The organism is Erwinia billingiae Eb661 (genome assembly GCF_000196615.1).
Lineage (GTDB): Bacteria > Pseudomonadota > Gammaproteobacteria > Enterobacterales > Enterobacteriaceae > Erwinia > Erwinia billingiae.
The window spans coordinates 4,374,411-4,393,904 of record NC_014306.1; the positions used below are offsets into that span (position 1 = coordinate 4,374,411).

Sequence of the window (19,494 nt, forward strand, 5' to 3'; positions counted from 1 at the left end):
CAGACAATGGAACTTTTCCAGAGCATCGCGGAAGCGATCTCCCTTTACCGCTATATTTTTTGGCCACTACTCGGCCTGATGGCGCTGGTAATTATCTTTATTCGCTGGTGGGAACAGGTTAGCTATTTCTTCCTGAACTTCTTCAGCAGCCTGCCCGTTGTCGGATTTATTGCCCGCCTTTCACGCAATAATGAACCGCGCCGCGCCGGGACCGGTGGTAAATTCTGGTATCCGGCTGAGGAAGCGCTCTGTGCCAAATACTGGCAGCATCATAAATCCTTCAACCTTAACGCCGATTTCTATCTGCGTTGCGTCAACTACCTGAATAAGGTCGACGAGCGCGGACGCAAACCTACCGGCCCATTATTGTGGTTCTGCAGCGTGGCGCTGGTATTGCTGGAAGCCTTTATTTTCGCCCTGGTGCTTTCTCCGTTTATTGCCAACAACATCTCCGCCAATCAGGCTGAGTTTTCCGCCATTGTGATCTCGGTTTTAATCGGGGTGGTGCTGGTGCCTGCAACCCATTTAATGGGCGCAGAACTGCATAAGAATACCCTGCTCAAAAAGATCCGTTACTGGTATGAAGATGCGCGCCATAGCGGCACGGCCAAGGGCTTGTCAAAAAATGCCCATGTCTCGCTGGAAGAAACGCGTCTTGATGACGGCGAGCCTAACTATGTTCAGATGCATAACCGTGTCAGCACCAACGTGCACGTTAAGCCTCAATACTGGGCCACCGCAATCGCGCTGGCGTTGATCCTGTTCTTTGCCGTCGGCGCTTATTTTGTCCGTGCCGCGACCATTGATTCCATGGACACTCAGGCAGTTAACGGCACGCCGTTCAGCCAGAGCATTGATGTGCAAAGCTCGCCGTTCGATCTGCCTGCTGATGCGGTCGCCGACAATGCGAAAGCCGACAGCCAGGCGTCTAAAGAGATTGGCAATAACCGCGTATTCGCCTCCAAGCTGACCTTTATCATTCTGTCGGTGATCTTCGTTGGCGTGCAGTTGATTGGTATTCTGATTGGCATCTACCGTTCCTTTGCCGGTATCGAGTCCAAGATGGCGGCAAAATATGCCGGTAACTTCAGTGGTTCCGAAGAGTTCTCAGCCTGGCACAGCATGCGCCGTGAGCGGGTTGAGCGGGACGGACAGGAGAAACTGAGCGCGCTGCAGAATCGCATGATGATGAAGCGCACCAGCAGTCAGAGCCAGCAGCAGAATGAATTGCCCACCTTTGATGATTACGTCAGCGGGAAAATTCGCGACAAGGCACGCTCCGAGCATGAGCTGAGCGAGCATCTGAAAAGCGCTAATTATGCTCAGGTTGAACCCGTTCGGGCGCCTCAATCTCCTGTCACCACCCCACGCACCCTGCATGTGGTTGATACCGCCCGTGAAGCCGCGGTGATTGACTTGCCTCAAGCAAGCGCCGTTAAAGAGGATGAGAAAGAGCGGATTAACGCGCTTGGCGATCTAATTGGGCTGGATGAAGATGATCTGGCGTTGATTGCCGAAGATCAGGGCCTGTCGTTGGAAGCCGTGCTGAAACGCCAGCGTGTTCAGCAATTATTGAATAAAACCCGGGCAAAGGGTGAAGCATGAGAAGCTGGCTAGCCCTGATTTTACTGGGCCTGTCCTGCGGCATCCACGCCGCCGATCGTAACGACATTCCAAGTTGTTACCACTATTCGAAGCTGGACGCTGAGCGCCCGGCAGAAAGTGGCCGTGAGCTGGTGATTGTTGTCGATCAAACGGTGAAGATCCCGCTGGATTTGAAAAAGTCGGTCTGGCAGCACGTGATCCGTTACGTGCAACCCGGGGATCGTGTTGTGATGTATCAGTTCTCTGCCCTGTTGCAGGACAACTATATGAAGCGGGTATTTGACGGAAAACTGGAAGCGTTGTTTACCGATCAAAAGGCCCGTAACAATATGGGGATGGAGAGCCTGAAAAACCTCGATGCCTGCCTGATTAAGCAGAAGCAATACTTCGATCAGGGTATCGGCAAGCTGCTGGCCGCCAGCTTTGCAGCAGAAGGTGACAACATCGCTAAAAGCGAAATCCTCGACAGTCTTAAGCGTATTGCAGAGGATCTGAAAAGCGATCCGGCCCCGGATAAATCCGTGGTGCTGGTCTCGGATATGCTGGAGAACAGTGATTTTGGCAGCTTCTACAGCAACAATCAGATCCGACTGCTTGCGCCAGATAAAGAGCTGGCGCGGGTAACGAAACAGAACCTGATAGCTGATTTCTCCGGTGCCAAAGTCTATGTGGCTGGAGCAGGTTTGATTGATACCTCCGCCAAAAATAATTATCGTTCGGGTAAGATCATGCAGCAGCTTGAAGGGTTCTGGCAGCAGTACTTCACCGCCTCAAACGCTGAGTTGGTGAGCTTTGGTGCGCCAGAGCTGACGGTTGAAATTAAATAACGGTTAATTGACTCCTGGTTCATATATAACGCCTCCAGCCCGGAGGCGTTTTTTTTGTGGGTCTGAAAACCCGCGTTATGCGGGCAATCCTTCCCCATCACCCCAGCCGCTACCCCGTTCTTTTACGAATCTTTTTTATGGTTACGGGGCGGTTTCTGAGCATTAACTGATATCGGCTTGATCGCTATCATTGACAGGATTTATTGATTGGCTGTTACGGGTAACGTGCAGCACCTTGTAATGACTCGAAAAGCCCCTGCTTTTACTGGCAGGGGCTTTTGTCGGTAAGGTTGCCGCTGAAGTTTATTTATATAGTTTCACCTGAAGATAATTTCATGATGGGAATATCTTTTTTGATTCAGTAACAATTTGACGTAGTTAACCCCATGAATTAGGCGCGTATTCTGGCAGGATGCTGCGCACTTAGTGTGCATTTGGTAGTCCCTGTCATGCAGTGGTTTTCGAAAAACGCCGTTTTGTTTTCAGTAAAGACCTGTCTTGCGGCCTTTCTGGCTGTCTATATCTCGCTTGAACTGAATCTGGATAAACCTGCCTGGGCACTGACTACCGTTTACGTCTCTTCCCAGCTTTACTCCGCATCGACCATCTCGAAATCGATCTTCCGTCTGATGGGCACGCTGCTGGGTGGGCTGTTTGTATTCCTGATTTATCCTGAAACCGTGCAGTCTCCGATGCTGTTCAGCCTGTGCGTGTCTTTATGGGTCAGCTTCTGCCTCTATCTGTCGCTGCATGACCGCACGCCGAAAAGCTATGTATTTATGCTGGCGGGCTACAGCGCCGCCATTATGGGTTTCCCGGCGGTGACCATGCCGCTGAGCATTACCGGCACGGTGATTTCACGTATTGAAGAGATCGCGCTGGGCGTCACCTGCAGCAGCTTTATTCATGGATTACTGCTGCCGGTTTCGATGCGCAACCTGCTCGAGCAGAGCGTCACCGTCTGGTATCAGAACGGGCGTAAGATGTGCAGCGATCTGCTGACCGGCATTCCGAAACACAACTCGCCGGAGCGGGAAGATATTCTGATCCGCATGGCACAGTATCCGCAGCAGGTTGAAGCGCTGATCACCCACTGTGTTTATGAAGGTGACGCGGCGCGCAGGCTGATCCGCCTGGTGAGCGTGCAGTATCAGCATCTTTCTTATTTGATCCCGACGCTGGCCGCGATTGAAATCCGTCTGCATCAGATGACGCAGCTGGAGATCCGCTTTCCGGAAACGGTTTCCCTCGCCTTTCAGCAGTTTCTGCTGTGGCTGAACGCCGGGGACGACCTCAGGGATAACGCCGGGATTCAGGCCACGCTGACCGCCACTCAGGCCGATCTCAAACGTGCCTGGCAGAATGGCGAGTTGCCGATTGACGAGTGCCTGGTGCTGACCGGTTTACTTGAGCGCCTGGCCGACTTTGTACGCATCGCCGGGGCCTATCACAGCGTCAGCAATCTGGTCAGCGATCTGTCGGGCGATACCAGCCTTGCGCGTAAAGAGCGCTCGCGCCCGCATACCGACACCGGCCTGCTGCTGCTCTCCGCGACCACCTCATTCCTCGCAACCTTTGGCGCCTGCCTGTTCTGGATGGGCACCGCCTGGCGTGATGGCGCCTCCGCGCCGATGATGGCCGCGATCCTCAGCTCATTCTTTGCCAGCGCAGACACGCCGGGCAACTCCATGAAGCTGTTTATTAAAGGCACCGTCATTTCGATCATTATCAGCGTGCTGTACGTCGCGCTGCTGATCCCGCAGGCCGTGACCTTTGAAAGCCTGATTATCTGCCTGTCGCCGGGGCTTTTCGTGCTGGGGTTAGTGATTGCGAATCCTTCGACCAATATGATCGGCCTGAGCGCCGCAATTCAGCTTCCCGGTTTAATCGGCTTGAGCCATCACCTGAAGCCCGACCTGACGCTGGCGATCAACACGGCGATCTCCTCGATGACCGGGATTCTGTTTGCGGTGGTGATCACCGCGATTATCCGCAACAAGCGCCCGTCATGGATTGCCCGCCGCGCGGTGCGTTCGGGGCTGGGCGAGCTGCTGCGCTTTGTGAAAGAGATGGAGCGCAACGGCTCATCACTGCTATCACGTCAGCACTTTATTACCCGCATGCTGGAGCGCGTGAACGTGATCCTGCCGCGTATGCGCCTCGATCCGCATCCCGACCTGCTGACCGCTGGCAACCTGGTGACCGAAGTGTGGCTGGGCGCGAACTGCTATGACTATTACGCCCGCAACCGCGAGATGTTGGGGCAGCATCAGCTGGACAGCGGACAGATGTTCCACGAGCTGGCGCTGTTTCTGAAGCGGCGAATGAAGTCACTGAAAGTGGCTCCGCATCCCGCCCTGCTGGATGAGCTGGATTTGCTGCTGCTGGAGCTGGAAGGCCTGGCCACCCGCGATGAGCAGCTGTTCACGCCGCTGTTCCATCTGTACAGCATCCGCCTGTGGCTGTTCCCGGATCGGGCATGGCCGGATAAGCCGTTAGCGTATTTGAGGATGCGGCGGTGAGGGTTTGGGTGGTGATGGAATAGTAATAACTCAGTTAATTCAGTCCAGCGTGACTGATAGAATACTGCTTTATTATTCTTGCAAATTCGTCATCCTCAGCAAACAGATAAGCAACAGGTACTTCCAGAGCCTCAGCCAGACGCTGAACGGTGTCCAGGTCGGCTTCATGAATCCCCTTTTCATATCGGTTTATACGGGTGCTGGCGACGAACTCGTCGATGCCCGCAGCAATGCCTAAGCTTTTCTGGGAAAAGCCCTTTGCCAGGCGTGCCTGCTTTAAGCGTTTGCAGAACGTTTCATGGATACTTGATCTCGGTTTCATAACTACGAGATGCCACCTCCCGCCGGCAAAAGCACCACTCCCAGCTGATCGGCTTCTTCCTCAATAGCATCCAACACCTTCTCTGACTCATTTATCACTTCAGATTCAATCTCAACCTTCAGTTGAGAGTCTTCGATACGGTCGCCAAATAGCATCAATGCCGCATCACCATGCTGTTTAGAAGACCACTGAAGTCCCTGAACGTCCGGGAAAGCCTGATGTATCGCCACCGCGTATTCCCGGGTGAAAATATACTGTTCGGCAGAAGAGTCTAAAAGCTGAGCTCGCGTGACGCCCATTTTGCGCAGTGTTTTAGGATTAAGATCCGCAAGGTGAAGGTCAATAAGCGGCGTGATAATCGAATGCGCCATTCCGGCCAGCTTTCCCAAATCGTAAGGTGCGCCGGCGGAGTCTGCCGGCAGATCGTGGAACAGCGTTTCCATCACCGCCACGCCGGTATTTTCACCGCCGTATAATGTCGCTACGCCGTTACTCATCGGACTGAAGCGAGAGTTCCCCTTACCTGGGTTGAACTGCACCGCACTGTAATCCGCTGAATGCACCCGATGGAGCCGTTTGCCCGCAGGCCAGGTAACAAAGTTCACCTGCAAATTAGCCTTGGGCTGACGTATTTTGCGGCCAACAACCTCCTTGTCATCGGCATCAGCCATGAATGGCGCCCTCTCTCTCTGCCTGTGCCGCTAACAGCACCTGTTTTGGCTGGGATGCCAGCACATCTTTCGGTTTTTTGCCGCCAAGCCAGCTGTTCTCCGAACCAAACCAGATAGCGAGTCCCCACGGCGTTTTTTTCTCGCCGAACAGTGAGATCACCTGTTTCACCACCGGGATTGGCCGAAAACCTTCATCCAGCGCGTATTCCGGGTAGTTGTCCTTGCCTTGCAGCTGCAGGGCAAAAATACTGCCTGCCGATTTCCAGCGATTAGGTCCCGCGCTTGGATTACTGCTCTGGAAGTTAGCTTTTTCGGAGAGTTCACGCGCCGTCAGCCAGACGGAATCTGCCAGAATACGGTCGTTCAGCTGTTCACGCCGTTGAGCATTCCGTTCGGCCCTGGCCTGTTTGCTGGTTTGTTCCAGAGGTTCAGTGACGACCGCCAGCGTTTTTCGTCTACTGGAAGCCGTGCTCTTGTTCACCGCAGGCTCTTTCTGGCTAAACGAAGCCAGCACGGCGTTCAGGGCAGCCTGCATCGCCACCTTCATAGTTTCATTGAACGCCGGGTTACGTGCTTTCGTGCTGCCCAAATCAATCACCAGGTATTCCGCATCGGCATGGGTTTCCAGGCTGTGAAGCTGGTCGCCACTGAGGCTCCTCACATCGAAGGAGTGATCTTCACGCCGTGCAGAGTTGTTTTTCGCTGCCATCATTCACCTCGACTGACAGATGGATATATCGGTTATATTCATTATATCTTAGCTGTGTGATTTGTCGATTATTTGAGCTAAATGAATTGGGACATGGTGTAAGGATTGGGCTGTTCCTGTATCAGGATTAGCCCAAAACTCAGGATAGGGTGGGGTTTAGAGCAGAAACATCAACCTTAGACATCAACATCCTTGGGTTTTAGAATTTCCTCAAGTAATTGGCACTCTTTAGGACGAGGAATTATGTTTGCAAAAGAGATAAAGAAAAGGAAGAATACTACGGCAGCAAAGTACAAAAGAGCATGTCCCCAAATTGGGTACTGTTCACCTCGGTAGAGGGATATAAAAACGGAACATGCGGAAAGAACTAAAAACTGTAATGAAAACAATCCATACAACACGTTCTCTAACCAGAAGAATGCCCCCTTTTTAAAAATAATATGATCATTTTCCAAAAAAATAAAATTCCTGAACTTTTTAAAAAAAACCACTTTTATTAATTTTCTGTTTTGCATGTAAAGTTGCCATATAGCTTTCTGCTTCGCTACATCTGATATCCCTGTAATACGATATCCAACACTCCTTTCAATTTCATCATTTAAGCCGGTGCGAACTTCTTTAGGAAGTTTATGGCTGTCAAGGATACGCTGTAGTTCGTTTATTCTGGAGTTTCTAACATCATTAATGAATGAGAAAATACCTTTAATTTTCCAGATAACCAGAGCCAAAGGGCCAGCGATAAATATAAATATGATAACTTGTGTAAAATCTAATTTTCCACTAGATAGCCCAAATGTTATAAGGTTGTTTATTACATCACAAAAGTCCATTACTTAGCTCCCTGCCATGCTATTTAAAAATTACCAGGATCCATATCAGGAAAATGGCAACCAGGATTTCACAGGTTTGTTGAATATTTTTCAAGTCATTACCTGTCACACAACACAATGAAACAGATTAGAAGAAGACTATACAAGTAGAAATAATCACTGTCGAAATTTTTTTCTCGAACCATGAGCCTGAACTTGTTTCTCACCTAAGCAGGCTAATGAACAGCTCTTCTAAGGGTACTCTCCCCCAACAGTAAATAATTGCGCAGCATGTTATCCCTTTAAGAAAAAGATGAACTGCTTAATAACAGTAACAAGTCGCATTAATAAAACCCCTAACTTCAAAAATATTCGTTGTACCAATAACTTATCAAACATGATCTCAATAAGTTAATTTTCAGCGAAAATCATTATGCCCCCTAAAATCCCCAGTAAAAGTCTCACACGGCCAAGATATTAACCCTGGAATTTCCTCATATTTTTTAATTTCTAATTCCATCATAATTTTATGTGATCTGACCTGCTTGAATCATGTACTGCCCTGTGCTAATTTTCATTTTCCAGGACTGGAAGCTTTAAAGATAATGCGGTGCGCTGCTGGGATGCTGTTGGCACAAATATTTTCAGTTAATTTATACGTTTACATCATATTTCCCTCCATCCCCGAAAGCACATTAATTATCCCCCCACTTCCATAGCATCATTAACCTGTTGCCAAGCAGAAAGCACTTATCCTGGTTATTGCTGTTAGCGGTTTATATAACGTGAATGCCTGATATTCGGGAGCGGTGTTCACGCCCGTGAGCGTTAAAAAGGACTTGAACGATGAGCATTCAGGAATACATTCTTGCAGGCAGTAAATTACCGATTCACAACCACTATCAGCTCAGGTTAACCCGGCTGGAATCTCAGCAGCCCGGCGTCGATATTTCGGTGCTGAGGTTCAGCAGTTCAGAGGCTATCAGCGATATTCTGCGTTACGAAATAGAGTTTACCAGCGCAGTTAAGGACATCCCCGCCCGTTACATCATTAACTACTCCGCCCTGTTCCTGATGTACCCCGACGGCGAACCGTGGCAGGCGGTTAAACCGCGCATCATCCCCGGCGTCATCACCCAGCTTCACCAGTTCGGTACCTCTGCCGATGAGACCCGTTATGTTGCGACACTGGAACACCGCGTCACTCGCTTAAATCAGGGCTGCAATAACGCGATTTACCAGAACGACAGCGTGATCAGCATGACCGAAAACACCTTCCTGCGTTACAACATGGATCGGCTGGATTTCCGTTTTGCACTCAACGATCGGTACCCGCTGAAGAAATTCATGATGCAGTTTGGTGAAAGTGAGTACGCACACATTGCGCGCCGCCTGGCCGACAGCGGCATCTGTTTTTTCTTCGAATATGACGAAGAAAACAACTGCGATGTGATGGTGCTGGCCGATCACTCTTACGCCTGGCCTGAACCGCTTGCTGTTCCGTTCCGCCACCCGGCTGGCATGTTTGACGGTGGACTGGAATCGGTCTGGGAGATGTCGGTCAGCCGTAAAACCATCCCGAAGTCGGTGACGGTCAACGACGACTATTATCCCGCCGCGCAAAGCGATATGACCGCCACAACGGAGACCAATGCGGACTATCCGGCGCTGGTTGCCGAAGATTATCGCTGGGGTGAGTATTATCCCGAGCCGGGCAAGGAGTACAGCAACGAGCCCGGTCAGGGCATGTGGTATGCCAGACGTCGACAGGATCGCCACCTCACTGAGCAAATCACCTTTGAGGGCAAGTCCAACTGCATGACACTGCGTCCGGGGATGGTCATCACCACGCCCGGTAAGGAGTGGCCGGAAGCACCGGATGGCCTGCTGATTGTGTCCACCCACGCCAAAAATATCGCCCGCGATACGGCGTATGTCATCACCTTCACCGCCGTTCCGCTCAACATCCAGCATCCGTATCGTCCTGCCCTGCTGCCGTGGCCAACCGTCACCGGCACGCTGGCTGCCCGCATCTCCAGCGCCCATCCCGATGAGCCTTATGCCCACATCAACGCCGAAGGTCTGTATCGCGCGCAGTTTGGCTTCGACCGCACCGAATGGCAGAAAGGCTTTGAGAGTTGCTGGCTGCGCCTGGCGAAGCCTTATTCCGGCGAAACCTACGGCTTCCATATGCCGCTGCTAGATGCCACCGGCGTGGCGATTGCGTTCGAAAACGGCGACGTTGACCGGCCTTACATCGCCTATGCGCTGCATGATTCGCGCCATCCTGACCCTGTTGCGTTATCGAACCATAAGCGGAATGTGATTCGTACACCGGCCAATAACAAGCTGCGGCTGGACGACACGCGCGGCAAAGAGCACATCAAGCTTTCGACGCCTGCCAGCGGTAAGAGTCAGCTGAACCTCGGCGCGCTGGTTGATGATAAGCGTAAGGATCGCGGGCACGGCGCTGAGCTGCGCACCGATGACTGGGTGGCGGTTCGCGGCGGCAAAGGCGTGTTTATTTCTGCCGATGTGCAGGCATCCGCCGGAGGTCAGCAGCTGGACATGCAACAGGCAAAGGCACTGCTTTCCAGCGCGATGGTGGAAATGCAGAGCCTGTCGGCCAGCGCGCAACAGGCGCAGGCATTAGCCGCCGACATCGACCGGCAGCAGACGCTGTTACAGCAAAAACTCGACAAGCTTCAGCAGGCCGTTTTACTGCTCAGCGCACCAAATGGCGTTGGAATTGTCAGCGGTGAAAGCATGCAGCTGTATGCGCAAGACAGCCTGACGCTGACCGCCGGTAAACAGGTAGATATTGGCGCGGCCAAAAAATTCACCATCGCGGCCGGCGATCAAATCAGCCTGTACAGCCGTCAGGGCACCAAAATGTTTGCCGCCAGGGGTGACATCGACCTTCAGGCGCAGGGTGGGAAATTCACTACCTGGTCCACGGATGACACGCATATTGCCAGCGGTAAGAAAATGACGGTATCAGCGCAGGACGAGCTGGTTCTGATTTGCGGCGGTGCCTGGATCAAGCTGAAAGGCGGCAATGTCGAGATAGGCGGGCCGGGGAAAATGCTGGTGAAGAATGGCGGTATTGTAAAACAAGGCGCGACCAGCATGCAGAGCGTGATGAAGTCGTTCGAGCCTGAACAATTCACAGAAAGATTTATTGTCACTCATCCCCTCAACGGCAAACCACTGGCTTCCCAAAAATACAGAATCACGCTGGACGATGGTCAGATAATTGAGGGGGTAACTGACGCCTCAGGGAAAACCCAGGAAATAAAATCCAATATCATTAAAGACATGATTATCAGCTTGATTGACGATTAAAAGGAATTAATAAACCATGAAAAAAGAAGCTAAATTAATAATCCGAGCGCTAAGCATTTCTACCGTGCTGATTATGACAGGCTGCGCTGTTGGCCCCTGGGGAGGTGTGGCTATAGGTAATCCATTTTCAGGGCTAGCTGACGCGCGTAAGGCTCGAGAATACGAAGAAAGGCAGGAAGTTATTAAAAAGGAGCTTGCGAATAAAGAGCAGCTGGCTATAAAACCGATCTATGGCCTGCCTCAGGTTATTTATCGTATTGATGAAAACCGTTATATCACCCTTGAAGATTATACCAACTGTGATAACGGATCGATTTATTATAACAATGACAGAAACCAGATAAAGACCAAATTATGGTTTCTTTCAAGAGGGACAATGAATTATAAAGGAAAACTCATTTGGGCTGCTAAAAATGATGACATACTGGCAATTCCATTAGTGAGAGGCGATAACGATGCCTGTGGTGACTCGCTTAGAGGTTGTGCCCACAGTATATTGTCAGTCAGTCATGATGGTGGGAGAACATTTGGTAAAATTAGATTTAGTGCAATTGATAGCTCAGGTTCGAAAGAATACACGATTGTTGTAACTGATGATGCAATCTACATCAAAAGCGACCGCTATCCAGCTGATAAATACGCAATCAATAGTGCTGGTGAATTTTATAACGTGAGGCAAGCCTGGATTCAGGATGAGTTTTACAAAGGAATGAAGAGCTTAGGTGTACCTGAAGATGTCTTGGATAAAAAAAGACCAATGGGATATTCAGAGCTTTGGCTAACAAATAAACACCATTATTCTGATGCGCAACTTTATGAGTTAAGAAAAAAGGCCGAAGTCCTTTTTGATAAATACAATAATTCTCCGCACATCGAAAGACTGCCTGATGTCAAAACATATAATAAAGCCAGCATTCAGTTTCAATGCAATGTCGCAACTTTACCTTCCCTACCAAAGAATAAAGGATGACCATGAAAAAGCTAATACCACTCGCAGCATACGCGGTGTTTGTTATAACCAGCCTTTGCGGCTGTGCGGTTACACCTCCTCCGGGACAAAAAACGGCTCAGCCCGAAAAATTGGTTATAAAACCGATCTATGGCCCGCCTCAGATTATTTATCGTATTGATGAAAATCGTTATATCACTCTTGAAGATTATACCAACTGTGATAACGGATCGATTTATTATCACAATGACAGAAACCAGATAAAGAGCAAACTATGGTTTCTTTCAAGAGGGACAATAAATTATAAAGGAAAATTCATTTGGGCAGCTAAAAATGATGACATGCTGGCAATTCCATTAGTGAGAGGCGATAACGATGCCTGTGGTGACTCGCTTAGAGGTTGTGCCCACAGTATATTGTCAGTCAGTCATGATGGTGGGAGAACATTTGGTAAAATTAGATTTAGTGCAAGTAATAGCTCAGGTTCGAAAGAATACACGATTGTTGTAACTGATGATGCAATCTACATCAAAAGCGACCGATATACAGCTGATAAATACGCAATCAATAGTGCTGGTGAATATTATAACGTGAGGCAAGCCTGGATTCAGGATGAGTTTTACAAAGGAATGTTGAAATTCGGTGTGCCAGAAGATGTTTTAGAGAAAACTAATCCGTTAGGATACTCGTTTATTCGGCTAAAAGAAAAACATCATTACTCAGACAGCCAGATTGATGAAGTAAATATCAAGGCTGATGCATTGTTTAATCGACTTAATAACTCTCCCACATTGGAAAAACTTCCTAAAGATATTTTAGATATCTCAATTAGTAATAAATTTCTTTGTAACGTTAATCTGATACCGACAAAACCAATAATTCAAGGATGACCTATGCCTGAACAATATAAGCACGATCAGCCTACTCGCTTACTGAACGGTGAGACGAGACCTAATGGTATTCTACAAGCCAGAAGTACTATGAGTCCGCAAAATGTTAGTGTTCGAGCGGAGGTAAGAAAAGGTATCCAACTTCCAGGCTTGGTTATCTTTGTTCATGGCGTTAATTCTGAAGGGGAATGGTACCCACCAGCAGAAGAAAGTATTTGTAAAGGTCTTAATATTCGCCTTGGCATAGAAGGCACAGATTTTCAGTTAAGTGAAAATGAATATAACAAAGATAGAACATTCCCGGTTACCTTTACTAAAAAAGGACGCTCTCCAGTCATTCGTTTCTATTGGGGATATCGAGCACAAAAAGGAACAGAAGAGGATTTTATTATCCCACTGAGAACCTCAAAAGGCGATAGTTATACAGATCTCACTACAGAACAGAAAAAAAACACTGATGATCCATTTTTCTGGGGCGGTGGCCCTTTCCAAAATGGCTGCACATCACTGTATTCCTTATGGAGCAAATATGGATTTAACAAATGGTTAAAAAAAATCCCGATCCCGTTCAGTACGCAGTTAATCAATGAAGAAACAGACCGTCTCTTAACGAACGCTCCTGCTCGGGATTATTACTCTCATGCCGCTGAACGACTGGCAAATTTAGTCAGAAAAATTCGTGAATTGAGCCCAAAGGACACGGTTACGGTGATTTCACACAGTCAAGGCACGATGATTGCCGCTGCTGCGGCGGCAATGGAAGGTGCCGCACCGGATGCGCTTTTTTTGATGAATTCCCCGCTTTGTCTGGAAAGTAAAGGAATTGATTATCTTTCCTATCCTTTAACTGAATGTATTTCTGACGTCGCCAGACGTGCCACCTTTGCTGATATTGTCGCTAGGGTAGCTGAAAACAAAAACCGACTTAAGCAAGCCGATCCGAATAAATTAATCTGCGGCCTCGATGGTGCTGGCGAAAACTGGCATCCCGAGGGTAAAACCAGCAATCCAGACGTTCCTGAGCGGGACAATCATGGACGTACGTATATTTATTGCAGCCCCCATGACCGGGTAATGGGATCCTCACCGTTGCTGAGTATCGGCTGGCAGGGTCTTCCCAATACAAAAAATAGCAACTATACCGAGCCTCACCCTGTCTTTGCGATGGTTCCTAAAGACTCTCTCTTCGTGCGCATGCTCGCCCGCAATATGGCCTGTGGGGAAGCACCTAATCCGCAAACGCCGTTCGGTACGTTGCCAGATATGACCAGGGACTGGAAGCCGAAGGGTGGAAAATCATTCTGGGACAGCAATGACTCTTTGTTTAGTCGTCAGGCTTGGCCTACTCCTGATCCTAATCAAAAACTTTATATTAATGCTGAAAAAGTCCCCTTGCCTATCACTGCGGAGGAGATGGCTGACTTTGACAAAGATCGTAAACACATTGAAGAATTACCCGCCCATAAAGCAGCACATTCGATCTATCTTGGTGATAAAAATTACGACAGTTATGGTTATAGTTGGAGCACTATTAATCCTGAAACGAGAGAGCCTAACGACAATACCTACAAGTATTATATTAAGCTCTATGGCTACAATGAGCGTAAAACCTTTAATGTTCCTCAGGCCGATAAAAATGGCCCTCCCTTCGTAAACAGCAGGAATGTTGATCGCGAATCCGTTGAGCAGATGCGCCATCGCATTAGCCAATATATTTCCCGCCCTGCCGACCACAGTGATTTACCTCAAAATCCGTTATTCATTCAGCAGGTAATGGCTTACGACTTGCCAATAGGTTTTTGTCGAATCGGTCAGAATGAAGAATGGATGCAAATGCTACGCAATATGGCTGACTGGACACATTCTGGCTCAGATAGTTATTACAAAACAGGCACATTCACGCCTCCTCCCATGCCATCAATTCTTCGTAAAGACACAGATACCGATGCCCAGCAGCGTTACGACGCAGCACTGAAAAAAGCCGAGGCTGACAATTTCGCGTTAGTACGTGCACAGAAATCGCAGGGAGAACTCGCATGAAAAATGTTGTGGTGCTTGGGGATAAAACTTCCCATGGCGGTACGGTCATCTCGGCGTCTTCCACCTTCGAAATAGTGGGTAAATACGCGGCATTGCTAAATGACAGTGTGAGCTGCCCAGAGCATGGCCCAAACCGCATTATCGAATGCGATTCCAGTTATGAGGAGTTGGGAAAAGGCATTGTGGTGCATGGTTGTAAAACCGAGTGCGGGTCGATGGTGTTAGCCAGCTTGCCTGATGTGGGGTTTGCATAATGGGCTGGTCAGTGCCCCAGGCGGCACCTAAAAAAAAGCCTGCGGTATGGTCGCCATGGATATGCGTTTTTATATTTCTACTGAATTTCGCACTGGCTCTGGCCTGGGTACTGAGCGATACGCCTTCTACCGGACTTTACACTTTGTCTTCAGGACATTACCTGCCGTTGACCGGCTTCACGTTGATTGGGATATTGTCGTGCCTGTCACTTTATCTCCTCCTTTGGGAATGGGGTGCGTTGATTTATTACAACTGGGCACACTGGCAAGCAAACACGAATACAGCATGGCAAAAATGGGCACATCAGCACCTGCACATTGTCGCCAGTACAAACTTCACCACCAGCCAGGATTTATACCCGCAGATTGCGGGCTTATCCCATCCTGAATACGACCAAGATGAACCTGCCATTTTGCTATTTCCTGACGACGTTGCGCCGCCGGGTATTTATCGTTTTGAAGTACTCTGTCGTCATATTCTGACGTCCTTTGAGACTGCGATAAAGGTGATGCATTTTTCCAGGCAAAGAGCATTCAGGCTCTATGTACAGACCCAAACAGAGGTTACTGGTACACACGTTCTCTATCTCGAAGAACTCTGGAAAACGCTTTATCCCGAATTAGAATTGCAGATAAAACCTGTCGCGCCGCAGGCGTCTCTGGGAACACTTGCTGGTTGCTTAGACTCACAAATGCCATCAATCGTTATCGCGATGCATTACTACGATGGTGTGGAGGAAAAACCGCTCAGCGAAATCGCATCCGGTCTCCTGCTTTCCCCCGCCACCCTTCTCAAGCCTGATGCGCAAAAACGTGCCCCGGAACTCTTCCGGGCGATGCCGTTGAATCTGAATAAACTGCCGGAAGAGTTGCAGGAACTGCGTGATATGTCGCAGCAACCGGCGGAGGCTCTTCGTCTGGTGTGGTTTTCAGGGTTGAACAACAGCCTGCGTCAAAAGCTAAATGCTACTGTACATGACCTGAAATTACCGCTGCGCACGGAAGCGCCGATGGGTGGCCAGCTGGACTTCGATAAAAGTTGCGAAGGATATGGCCCTGTTGCCGGCTGGCTGATGGTCGGTGCTGCTGCCGAGATGATTAATCACGGTCAGGGCAGTCAGTGGGTATTGGCCGGTTCAGAAGAGTCCGCCTGGGCGGTCGTTATCGGGACTAAAGCGCCGGTTCCGTCTGACTACCACGGCAAGTTGCCTGCTGATGTTTACCCTGCCGGATGCCTGGTCGCGTCACTGCTGTTCAACCTGGTATTGTTCTGGTCCCTCGGGCATGCCTTCCCTGGCTGGATGTTTTCTTTCTGGGGCGCGGTCACGCTAATTGTGTCCCTGGTTGTCACCATAATTGGCAGCGTCATTGGCCTGAGGATCATGTTAAATCGCCTGCTTGAACCGCACTTTATCCGGTCTTCGCAGCAAGGAAGCTGATAGTGAATAAATTCATCAGGGCACTGGGAATACTGCTCCTGCTGCTGGCTATCGCCGTCGTGGTGATCGGTATGATCTCGCAGTACGGCGTGTTTTCTTCGTCCGGAAAGGGTGCCGGCATTTTAATCTCCCTGCTGGCCATCGTGCCGATCGTCGCTGTTATTGCGGTCTTTTTATCCCTCGCCACCACGTCGGCCAGCTGGCGAGCGCCGGTTCGTCCGAATAGCACACAGGCGGGTGACGATTCGGATCGCCCTGTTGTAAAAGCGTCAATTGATTTCATAAGCTTGAAATCAACACTCCAGCACCACTTCGGCAAGCGCTGGAAACGCAAACTCCCCTGGCTGCTGGTAATGGGGCGTGTGGATGATGTAGATCAGGTCGCGCCGGGTCTGACTGAATCTGGCTGGATGACGGTCGGCAGTACCGTGCTGTTATGGGGTGGTTCACTCGCGGCAGGTGGCAATCCGGCCGATCTTCAGGCGTTACGCAGGCTGCGTCGCTACGCGCCTGCCGATGCGCTGATCTGGGTTAGCCAGGAAGCACACTATAGCCAGCCGGTGCAGGCAGACTCCGCGCTTCGCGGCTATGAGTTTGTCCGCCACCAGCTGCGCTGGGAAATGCCGGTATATCTGCTGGATCGGTCTGAAGATCTCTGGCCGCAGCCAGAACGTCCTGTGCAGCTGGCTGGGGTATTACAGAACAAAAGACTGACGCCTGAATCTTTATCGTCCTACGTTCAATCTCTGCTTCCCGCGCTTCGTGTCCGTGGCATGGCCCAAATCAGCAAGAACCTGAGCCATGCGTTTCTCCTGCAACTTGCCTGTGATTTAAAAGCCCGTTTGCCCCGCTGGATTGATGGTTTCAAGCCTTTGTTGAATAGCTACTGTCCGATGCCTTTGTATGGCGTGGTGTTTTCACCGTCGCTGAAGTTGCGGGCATACGGCCCGCATGAACGTGCTGACTCACCGGTCTGGCGCGAGTTGTCTGCAGGTATTTGCCGCCAAGCCGGTCGTCCGGTCGGGCTAACGCTGCGTGCGGTGACGCAGTGGGGAGTCGCTCTCGCGGTGCTGGTTTTTGCGCTGGGCACGCTGGTATCCGGCATCAGCAATTACCGGCTGGTGAGCCGCAGCCTGGAGCATGTTCAGCAGACGAAAACCTCGCCTTCGCCTGAAGCTCTGCATTCGCTGCAACAGACTCTGCAAACCTTGCTGACTCAGCAGCAACAGGGTACACCGCTGTATCGTCGTTTTGGTCTGGACACAACGGATGCGCTTCTCCCTGCGCTCTGGCCGGAATATAGCGCGCTGGCGCAACGGCTTATCGTGCAACCGGCGCAGCAACAGCTTCACGCCATGTTGATGTTACCCAGGCCTGACTATGACGCCTTGAAAACCTATCTGATGCTGGCCCAGCCAGACAAAGCCGCCGGTGAAGTAGCGCAGCGCTATTTAGCGCAGCAGCTGACGCCGTTGCTGAAAAACGTCGCGCCGCAGGACATCACTTTTATGACCGCGCATTTCGCCCGGCATCCTGAGTGGAAAATCACGCCGGACAACGGGGTTGTCACCCAGGCGCGTTCGGCCCGACTCAATGCCATGAGCGGCGCTGATGAAGAGCAAAAGCTTTATGCCTCGCTGATTTATCGCGCCTCACTTAATTACGTAAACCTGTCGCTGACGCAGCTTTTAGACGGTCAGGAGACGGGTGGCATGTTTACCCTCGGCGCCGACGTGCCGGGCATTTTCACGCGGCAGGCATATGAAGGTGCCATTGCGCCGGAGATTGCCGCGCTGGTCACCAGGCGTCAGGAGCAGGTCGGCTGGGTACTGGCAGAACCGGGACATCCGCTGGAAACCGCACGCTCACCCGCCGCTTTCGGTGAGCGCTTAACGGCGCGGTATTTTGCTGAATACGGGACCGCCTGGCAGAAAACGCTGAACCAGCTGAAGGCACATACGGTGGCGGATCCGGTGGCACAGTTGACGCTGGCCTCCGACGTCAGCCGTTCACCGCAGATCGCGTTGATGAAACAGCTGGCCTGGCAGGGACTGGCGGGCCCGGACGAACGTCGGGGTGAACTGCATCCTGCCCTGGAGCCTGTGTTTGCCGGCATCGTCTCGATGGCGACCGGCGCGGGGAAACGAAATGGTATTACGCTGTCTGCCTGGCGGTCACAAACGGCCGGACTGCGCGACAGGATGCGCAGCCTGTCGTCGGCCACCGGCGGAACGGCGGCGCTCTCACAGTCGGTATTTCGCGGTACGCAGATTGATAACAGCGTCGCTGAGTTACCCGCTCGCCTGCGTGCTCAGCTCGGTAGCGGCTGGCAGCCAATGGCACAGGCGCTGTTTTTGGCTCCGCTGAGCCAGACATGGAAAGGCGTAATGAGCACTGGGGTAAAAGGCATGGACGCGCAGTGGCAGCAGCAGATTGCCGCAGCATGGCACAAAGAATTTGATCACACCTTCCCGTTCGCCGACAGCCCGAAAGATGCCTCTCTGGCCGCGCTAAACGATTTTATTCATCCGCAGAGCGGCCTGATTGCCAGATTCATCCGCCAACATCTGAACGGCGTACTGGAATACAAAGGCAACCGCTGGCAGAAGGCGGACAAGCTGCCGCCGGGAATAACGGTGAACGCCGCCTTTCTTAACAAACTGAACCAACTCGACCGCGTAGGCCATGCGCTTAACGACAGCGGCTGGAGTTTTCGTTTCAGGCTGCAGGCGGGTACGGCGCGTGACGTGGTGCGGACCGAACTGCGCATCGACGGTCAGAAGTTGACGTACTTCAATCAGATGCCTTCATGGCAGGCATTTCAGTGGCCGGGCGATACCTATTCTCCCGGCGCATCGCTGGTGTGGAGCAGCGTGCGGGCCGGTGCGCGACTTTACTTTGATACGCGCGGCGTCTGGGGATTTTACCGGCTGCTAAAGCAGGCCAATGTCACGCAGTTGGACGCGACGCATTATCAGCTGAGATGGATTGCACAAGACGGTCTGCCGCTCAATTACCGGCTGGCCTTTAGCGCCGGTAACGATCCGCTCAGCTTGCTGAAGCTCGAGGGTTTCAGCTTTCCCAACACCATTTTCCGCTAACGCAGGCACTG

At 50.9% G+C, this 19,494-nt stretch carries 14 protein-coding genes; 10 read left to right on the top strand and 4 right to left on the bottom strand.

The genetic code is table 11. The features are described from left to right. Positions 1–6: 6 nt before the first annotated feature. The 3 genes from EBC_RS21325 (at position 7) to EBC_RS21335 (ending at position 4,954) form a co-directional block, all read left to right on the top strand. The gene (locus EBC_RS21325) at positions 7–1,605 is read left to right on the top strand and encodes a hypothetical protein (protein ID WP_013203941.1); all 1,599 of its coding nucleotides are present in this window, start codon (positions 7–9) and stop codon (positions 1,603–1,605) included. Continuing rightward, positions 1,602–2,432, top strand: a complete 831-nt coding sequence (locus EBC_RS21330) for a hypothetical protein (protein WP_013203942.1) — start codon at positions 1,602–1,604, stop codon at positions 2,430–2,432. Before EBC_RS21325 ends, EBC_RS21330 begins: the two co-directional genes overlap by 4 nt. Before the next feature lie 449 nt (positions 2,433–2,881). Then, positions 2,882–4,954, top strand: a complete 2,073-nt coding sequence (locus EBC_RS21335; RefSeq protein ID WP_013203943.1) for an FUSC family protein — start codon at positions 2,882–2,884, stop codon at positions 4,952–4,954. Positions 4,955–4,988: 34 nt separating this feature from the next. Here the strand turns inward: EBC_RS21335 and EBC_RS21340 are convergent, their stop codons facing one another. The 4 genes from EBC_RS21340 to EBC_RS21355 all read right to left on the bottom strand — a co-directional run bounded on the left by EBC_RS21340 (position 4,989) and on the right by EBC_RS21355 (position 7,486). After that, a complete protein-coding gene (locus tag EBC_RS21340; protein WP_013203944.1) occupies positions 4,989–5,276 on the bottom strand; it encodes a helix-turn-helix domain-containing protein in 288 nt (95 codons plus the stop codon). Between the two features lie 2 nt (positions 5,277–5,278). Next, the gene (locus EBC_RS21345) at positions 5,279–5,947 is read right to left on the bottom strand and encodes an RES family NAD+ phosphorylase (protein ID WP_013203945.1); all 669 of its coding nucleotides are present in this window, start codon (positions 5,945–5,947) and stop codon (positions 5,279–5,281) included. Beyond that, positions 5,940–6,656, bottom strand: coding sequence for a hypothetical protein (locus tag EBC_RS21350; protein ID WP_013203946.1), 717 nt, complete (start codon positions 6,654–6,656; stop codon positions 5,940–5,942). Before EBC_RS21350 ends, EBC_RS21345 begins: the two co-directional genes overlap by 8 nt. Positions 6,657–6,832: 176 nt before the next feature. Further along, complete coding sequence (locus EBC_RS21355) at positions 6,833–7,486, bottom strand: hypothetical protein (RefSeq protein WP_041692133.1); 654 nt, start codon at positions 7,484–7,486, stop codon at positions 6,833–6,835. 825 nt (positions 7,487–8,311) lie between these two features. Here EBC_RS21355 and EBC_RS21360 point away from each other — a divergent pair. The 7 genes from EBC_RS21360 to EBC_RS21390 are packed head-to-tail and all read left to right on the top strand — an operon-like array spanning position 8,312 to position 19,483. Continuing rightward, positions 8,312–10,810: a type VI secretion system Vgr family protein gene (locus EBC_RS21360; protein WP_013203947.1), complete on the top strand. Its 2,499-nt coding sequence runs from the start codon at positions 8,312–8,314 to the stop codon at positions 10,808–10,810. Positions 10,811–10,826: 16 nt separating this feature from the next. Further along, complete coding sequence (locus EBC_RS21365) at positions 10,827–11,780, top strand: T6SS immunity protein Tli3 family protein (RefSeq protein WP_013203948.1); 954 nt, start codon at positions 10,827–10,829, stop codon at positions 11,778–11,780. A 2-nt stretch (positions 11,781–11,782) separates the two neighbouring features. Next, positions 11,783–12,649, top strand: coding sequence for a T6SS immunity protein Tli3 family protein (locus tag EBC_RS21370; protein ID WP_013203949.1), 867 nt, complete (start codon positions 11,783–11,785; stop codon positions 12,647–12,649). 3 nt (positions 12,650–12,652) lie between these two features. Further along, positions 12,653–14,689: a T6SS effector phospholipase Tle3 domain-containing protein gene (locus EBC_RS21375; protein WP_013203950.1), complete on the top strand. Its 2,037-nt coding sequence runs from the start codon at positions 12,653–12,655 to the stop codon at positions 14,687–14,689. Continuing rightward, positions 14,686–14,943: a PAAR domain-containing protein gene (locus tag EBC_RS21380; RefSeq protein ID WP_013203951.1), complete on the top strand. Its 258-nt coding sequence runs from the start codon at positions 14,686–14,688 to the stop codon at positions 14,941–14,943. Before EBC_RS21375 ends, EBC_RS21380 begins: the two co-directional genes overlap by 4 nt. Continuing rightward, the gene (locus EBC_RS25875) at positions 14,943–16,382 is read left to right on the top strand and encodes a hypothetical protein (RefSeq protein ID WP_013203952.1); all 1,440 of its coding nucleotides are present in this window, start codon (positions 14,943–14,945) and stop codon (positions 16,380–16,382) included. The genes EBC_RS21380 and EBC_RS25875 overlap by 1 nt, the downstream gene beginning before the upstream one ends. Before the next feature lie 2 nt (positions 16,383–16,384). Further along, on the top strand, positions 16,385–19,483 hold the full coding sequence (locus tag EBC_RS21390) for an ImcF-related family protein (protein WP_013203953.1): 3,099 nt from the start codon (positions 16,385–16,387) through the stop codon (positions 19,481–19,483). The last annotated feature ends 11 nt before the right edge of the window (positions 19,484–19,494 follow it).

What these genes read in the sequence shown, in the direction of transcription:
- EBC_RS21325 (WP_013203941.1), top strand. Translation starts at nt 7, where the DNA reads ATGGAACTTTTCCAGAGCATCGCGGAAGCGATCTCCCTTTACCGCTAT.
- EBC_RS21330 (WP_013203942.1), top strand. Translation starts at nt 1,602, where the DNA reads ATGAGAAGCTGGCTAGCCCTGATTTTACTGGGCCTGTCCTGCGGCATC.
- EBC_RS21335 (WP_013203943.1), top strand. Translation starts at nt 2,882, where the DNA reads ATGCAGTGGTTTTCGAAAAACGCCGTTTTGTTTTCAGTAAAGACCTGT.
- EBC_RS21340 (WP_013203944.1), bottom strand. Translation starts at nt 5,276, where the DNA reads ATGAAACCGAGATCAAGTATCCATGAAACGTTCTGCAAACGCTTAAAG.
- EBC_RS21345 (WP_013203945.1), bottom strand. Translation starts at nt 5,947, where the DNA reads ATGGCTGATGCCGATGACAAGGAGGTTGTTGGCCGCAAAATACGTCAG.
- EBC_RS21350 (WP_013203946.1), bottom strand. Translation starts at nt 6,656, where the DNA reads ATGGCAGCGAAAAACAACTCTGCACGGCGTGAAGATCACTCCTTCGAT.
- EBC_RS21355 (WP_041692133.1), bottom strand. Translation starts at nt 7,486, where the DNA reads ATGGACTTTTGTGATGTAATAAACAACCTTATAACATTTGGGCTATCT.
- EBC_RS21360 (WP_013203947.1), top strand. Translation starts at nt 8,312, where the DNA reads ATGAGCATTCAGGAATACATTCTTGCAGGCAGTAAATTACCGATTCAC.
- EBC_RS21365 (WP_013203948.1), top strand. Translation starts at nt 10,827, where the DNA reads ATGAAAAAAGAAGCTAAATTAATAATCCGAGCGCTAAGCATTTCTACC.
- EBC_RS21370 (WP_013203949.1), top strand. Translation starts at nt 11,783, where the DNA reads ATGAAAAAGCTAATACCACTCGCAGCATACGCGGTGTTTGTTATAACC.
- EBC_RS21375 (WP_013203950.1), top strand. Translation starts at nt 12,653, where the DNA reads ATGCCTGAACAATATAAGCACGATCAGCCTACTCGCTTACTGAACGGT.
- EBC_RS21380 (WP_013203951.1), top strand. Translation starts at nt 14,686, where the DNA reads ATGAAAAATGTTGTGGTGCTTGGGGATAAAACTTCCCATGGCGGTACG.
- EBC_RS25875 (WP_013203952.1), top strand. Translation starts at nt 14,943, where the DNA reads ATGGGCTGGTCAGTGCCCCAGGCGGCACCTAAAAAAAAGCCTGCGGTA.